Annotated in this window: 5 protein-coding genes and 1 pseudogene; 2 read left to right on the plus strand and 4 right to left on the minus strand. The window is 48.0% G+C overall.

Going from position 1 to position 4,492, the window contains the following annotated elements; genetic code table 11:
* The 3 genes and pseudogenes from Q0236_RS10220 to Q0236_RS10230 form a co-directional block, all read right to left on the minus strand.
* Positions 1-251, minus strand: a pseudogene (locus Q0236_RS10220) (hypothetical protein); the annotation flags it as partial.
* 58 nt (positions 252-309) lie between these two features.
* Entirely contained in the window at positions 310-492 is a 183-nt protein-coding gene (locus Q0236_RS10225) for a hypothetical protein (RefSeq protein ID WP_297917444.1), read from the minus strand.
* A 55-nt stretch (positions 493-547) separates the two neighbouring features.
* The gene (locus Q0236_RS10230; protein ID WP_297917447.1) at positions 548-1,102 is read right to left on the minus strand and encodes a manganese efflux pump MntP family protein; all 555 of its coding nucleotides are present in this window, start codon (positions 1,100-1,102) and stop codon (positions 548-550) included.
* A gap of 86 nt (positions 1,103-1,188) precedes the next feature.
* Between Q0236_RS10230 and Q0236_RS10235 the strand changes: the two genes are divergently transcribed.
* Positions 1,189-1,818, plus strand: a complete 630-nt coding sequence (locus Q0236_RS10235; protein ID WP_297917449.1) for a hypothetical protein — start codon at positions 1,189-1,191, stop codon at positions 1,816-1,818.
* A 202-nt stretch (positions 1,819-2,020) separates the two neighbouring features.
* Entirely contained in the window at positions 2,021-3,754 is a 1,734-nt protein-coding gene (locus Q0236_RS10240) for a DMT family transporter (protein ID WP_297917454.1), read from the plus strand.
* Here the strand turns inward: Q0236_RS10240 and Q0236_RS10245 are convergent.
* The coding region (locus Q0236_RS10245; protein WP_297917457.1) for a metal ABC transporter permease at positions 3,698-4,492 on the minus strand (795 nt) is incomplete at its 5' end. The two genes, Q0236_RS10240 and Q0236_RS10245, sit on opposite strands and share 57 nt — an antisense overlap.

Raw genomic sequence — 4,492 nt, forward strand, 5'->3', positions numbered from 1 at the left:
TGAATTAATTCGAATCTCCGCCAATCATATTTGCCATTTTTATTATGAAATAATTTGTAGTTTACATCTTCAAAACTATCCGGATTGCTTTTTTTAATACTCGTAAAATTTTTCCGACCTAGAATCTTTGAAATTTGATCAAGCAAATCGCCAAATTTAATATATGGCGGTAAATCAATATTTACATAGCTTTCATGCTTCAATAAAAACAATCTAGCTTCTTCAAAATTTAAAGAAAGTATATTTTTCACATCATCTCCTTTTCATTTGATATTATTTCTACTTAGAACAGGCTTTAAGGATTTCGGCTCATCTTTTTTCCGGGCTCTCCCACTCCTTTTTCGCGCAGGCTTTTTGCGCTTCGCCAGCACTTGCAAACTCCTTTTGCGTTTGCCTAGTTTTGCCGTTTTTGATGCTCTCGCTGATTAAAATTTTGTCCTCTACGCGCAAATTTATGTGATCGCCGCCGCTTAAATTTATTAAATTTTTCATTTTCGCTCCCGTGGATTAGTTTTAAAAATTATCGCAAAGCGGCGCTTAAAAGCCGCTAAATATCGATAATACCGAGGTGCGAGAGCAAAATTTTAACTCCGATTAGTATCAAAATCACGCCGCCTAAAACGAGTGCCTTTGAGTACAGGTATTCGCCCGTTAGCTTGCCTGCGTAGCACGCCGCGACGCACAGCGCGAAGCAGACGAACCCGATTACGCAACAGGCGTAGAGGATGTTTATCTCGCCAAAGGCAAAGGTCACGCCCACGGCCATCGCGTCGATGCTGGTGGCGATCGCGCCCAGCGCCAGCTCCTTCGTGCTTAGGCGCAGAGCCGGCTCATCCTGCTCGCGGCGGGATTCCGCGATCATCTTAACGCCTAAAAACGATAAAATTCCAAACGCGACGAAGTGATCGATCTGCGCGATAAATTTTACGAAATTTATCCCCAAAGCGTAGCCTGCAAGCGGCATTATAAACTGAGCCGCCGCGTAGAAAAATGCGACGCGCGCGATCTGCGCAAATTTGAAATTCGGATATTTCGCGCCGTTTGAGATACTAAGCGCGACGCTGTCCATCGCAAGCGCAAAAGCGATAAGTAAAAGCTCCATATTTAGCCCTTTTGGTATTATAAAAGCGTTGATTATACATTAAAATTTCTGAAATAAAATGAACAATCTTAAATCGGGAAAAAGCCTTGCTTAAAAATCTAATTCTTTGCCTTTTGCCGCTCATAGCGGCTGCGAGTTGGGAAGAGGTCGCCGTAAAGGGGCTGGACGTGATGCTTAGTGCGGGCGCGGGCGATAGCGAAAATTTTAAAAACTCACTAAGCACTTTGATAGAGCGTGCCGCAAATGAATACGAACGCACTGGCGTGCAGGATTACGAGCTTGATCTGCCTAGCTACATTACCGAGCGCGCGGGCAAAAAAAGCATCGCCGTGCAAAATATGCAAAGGCTGGCGAGCAAGAAGCTAAGTCTTGCCGTAGAGCCGATCAAAAAGCTCGTACTCGCTAAAATAAAAGATATGTCCGAAGCCGATACTAAGGCGGTAATGAGCGGCGAGGTGCTATTCAGCCACTATCTGCGCACCAACGCCTTTGATGAAATTTACGAAATCATTCGCCCTTTGGCGCGTGAACTAGGAGCCGACGCGAGCTTTGCTAAAAGCTTTAAAAGTGCCGTTGGACACGAGCCAGGAGACGATTTTAGTAACGAATTTAGCAGCGCCTTCATCAACGAAAGCTTCGATTTTTTAAGTAAAAACGAAAGGGAGTTTCGCAAAAACTCGGGCGCGATTTTAAACGCCATAAAGACGATCAGATAGGCGCGACCGCACTAAAATCTCGGCGAAATTTTACTTTAAATTTATGAAAAATTCTATCTCGGAGCTCGCGGAAAATTTTAATTCAAAATCCGCTTTAAATTTTATTTTAGATCCTGTGCGCGAGCGCGCGAAAAATTCAGCTTTAAATCCTGCTTCAAATGCGGCGTTTGCGTGCGTGAAAAACACAGCGCGCGGCGGCGCGGTGAATTTTGCTCCCGCTCTCTGCTTCAAAAGAAATTTCAAATTTCAAGACGTGGATGCCGCATTAAATTTTATCCGTGGGGAGAGTTTAAAGCGCGAGAGAAATTTAAAATTTCATCCTGCTTCGGCGGGTTTTGCCGCGCGTAATCGCGCCTCATGCGACCTTGCCGCGCTATATTCTGCTCCGCACGTCAGAAATATCGAAAGAAAATTCGCTTTAAATTTCGCGGCTCTTGCGTTAAATTTAAAGCCCGCGCAAATTCCGAACTGCGCCGAAAATAAAGCTTTAAATTCCGCAAAATCCTCCAAAACATATCCTTGCGAAAATTCGGCAAGAAATTTCAGACAAAATTTTATATTAAATTTTACGAAAAATTCCACTCATAGCAGCGCAAATAGCGCGAGTTCGTTAAGCTGTGCGAGCGCCGCAAACGGGCCAAATTTAAGCCCCGCAAAAAACCTCGCCGCAGCTCATGCGCGACGCTTCAAGAAAAATTTTACCGAGGTTTTTGCAAACGATCCGGACTCCGCTCATACGCCGCAGAGCTTTGGATTGAAAAATTTTAAGGCGCGGAATTTTGCGAAGAAATCTAATTCGGCAGAGAATTCTAGCTCCGCTCGAAGCTTAAATTTCGCGCAGAATTTCGATTTCGCGCAAAGCTCTGATTCTACGCAGAGCCCTGCTGCCGTGCAAAATTCTGCCTCTACGCAAAACTACACGAAAAGCTCGAATTCCTCGCAGAGTTTCGGGCGAAATTCCAATTCCGCGCAAAGCCGCGCGCAAAATCCCGTTCCGCCTAGCAGGCTGTGGGATCTGGGGCTACTTTTCGTGGCGATCGTTTGGGGATGCACTTTCGTACCGGTTCAGCGCGCGCTGCATAGCGGCGACGTTTTCAGCTTTTTGTTTTGGCGCTTTTTGGCGGCGAGCATTTTTACCTACCTCGCCTGCCTACGCCTCGGCGTCAAATTTGATCGCGGCACGATAGGACGGGGCGTGTTTTGTGGGCTGATGCTGTTTTGCGATTTTTCGTGCCAGACCATAGCGCTTGATTATACGCTATCATCGACAGTGGCGTTTATTTTGGGGCTAAACGTCGTCATCGTGCCCTTTTTGATGCTTGCGTTTTTCGGTAAAAAGGTCGGTGCGAGCGCCTTTGGCGGTGCGGTCGTGGCGCTTTTGGGGCTGTATTTTTTAAGCGGAGCAAGCGGCGCGGTGGGATTTGGCATAGGCGAGCGGCTGACGCTGATTTCGGCGTTCGCATACGCGCTTCACATCGTATTTACGGGCGTCTGCGCTCGCAAAAGCAATCTCTACGGCTTTGTGATCGTGCAGTTTATCTGCGTCTGCGTCTGCGCGCTGATCGCGGCAGTTTTCGCTCCGCACGCGGAATTTGAAGGCGAGATAAAGGTACTTGGAAATTTGATCTTTTCGCCGAGTTTTGATTTTGTTTTCGCGCTGGTTTTAACCTCGATCTTTGCCACCGTCGCGGCGTTTGTGATCCAAACAATGGCGCAAAACCGCGGCGTAAGCGAGATAAAAACGGTGCTGATTTTCGCGCTGGAGCCCGTAAGCGCGGGCATAATGGGGTATGCCTTCGGCGAGAAGCTAAGCGCGCTTCAAATTTTAGGCGCGGCGCTGATACTAGCAGGCATCCTGCTTAGCGAGCTGGGCGGGCTTTTAGGCGCGAAGTTTGCTAAAGATCGAGCTTGCGAAAAAGCAGACCGAGGCGACTAGGATTATCGAAGCGCCGCTGGTTAGATTGAGCTTAAAGCTCAAAACAAGCCCCGCCGCGCAGAAAAGCGCCGATAGCGCGCAGCTTATCGCCATCATTGAGCCTAGGCTTTTTGAAATTTTTTCGGCGATGAAGGGCGGGATCGTCATCAGCGAGATCACCAAGATTAGCCCCACGATCTGAATCGACGCGACCACCGCGAGGCTCGCCATCACTACGAGGACGTAGTAAAAGACGCTCGTATTAACTCCGCGCAGCAGGGCGAATTCCTTATCGAAGCTGATCGCTAAAAACTGCCTGTAAAAGCACGCCGTAAGCGCCGCAAATGCCGCGCCGCAAATGCCGATGAAGATTAAATTTTCGTGATTTATCGCTAGGATAGAGCCGAATAAAAAGCTCATCAGATCGGATTTGTACCCCGGCGTGAGATCGGCAAAGATTATCCCCAGCGCCATTCCAAACGCCCATATCGCGCCGATTACGGCGTCGAAGCGCTCGGTGTTTCGCAGCGTGACGTAAGCGATGAGTAGCCCCAAAAACAGCGCAAATACGCTAGCTCCCAGCACGGGCGAGATGCCTAAAAATAGCGCGATGCCGATGCCGCCGTATGCGCCGTGTGCGATGCCGCCTGCTATGAAGCTCATGCGATTTATCACGACTAAAGAGCCTACGACGCCGCAGACTATACTGACCAAAAGCCCGCCGAATAGGGCGTTTCGCATAAAATCATAGGATAGAAT

Source organism: uncultured Campylobacter sp. (assembly GCF_938031315.1).
Taxonomy (GTDB): domain Bacteria; phylum Campylobacterota; class Campylobacteria; order Campylobacterales; family Campylobacteraceae; genus Campylobacter_B.